The sequence below is a fragment of the Colwellia ponticola genome, assembly GCF_005885605.1.
Classification (GTDB): Bacteria; Pseudomonadota; Gammaproteobacteria; order Enterobacterales; family Alteromonadaceae; genus Colwellia; species Colwellia ponticola.
This window is the reverse complement of record NZ_SZVP01000206.1, coordinates 1-413: the sequence shown is the minus strand read 5'-3', so window position 1 is coordinate 413 and position 413 is coordinate 1. Positions and strand designations below refer to the sequence as shown.

Genomic DNA, 413 nt, shown 5'->3' with positions numbered 1-413 from the left:
GACGTTCCAGCCGTGGAACAGGATGCGACGGCTGTTGGGGTTGGTCTTGAGCGTGTGCACCATGTAGTCGATCTGGTTGATCGTGCCGCCATCCTTGGTCGGCCAGGCGGTCCACTGCTCGCCATACACCGGGCCCAGGTCACCGTCTTCGGTGGCCCACTCGTCCCAGATTTTCACACCGTTTTCGTTCAACCACTTGATGTTGGTGTTGCCGCTCAATATCCAGATCAGCTCATTGGCGATGCTTTTGAAGTGAAGCTTCTTGGTGGTCAGCAGCGGGAAACCGTCGGCCAAGTTATGCCGATACTGACGGGCAAACACGGCCTTGGTGCCGGTGCCGGTACGGTCGCCTTTGGTCAGGCCATTGGTCACGACGTCGTTCAGTAGTTCGAGATATTGCTTCATGTCATTAC

The 413-nt window shown here is 56.7% G+C and carries 1 protein-coding gene; it reads right to left on the bottom strand.

The annotated features are described in order from the left end of the window. A partial coding sequence (gene thyA / locus FCS21_RS16580) for a thymidylate synthase (protein ID WP_442548489.1) occupies nucleotides 1–413 on the bottom strand: 413 nt, incomplete at both ends.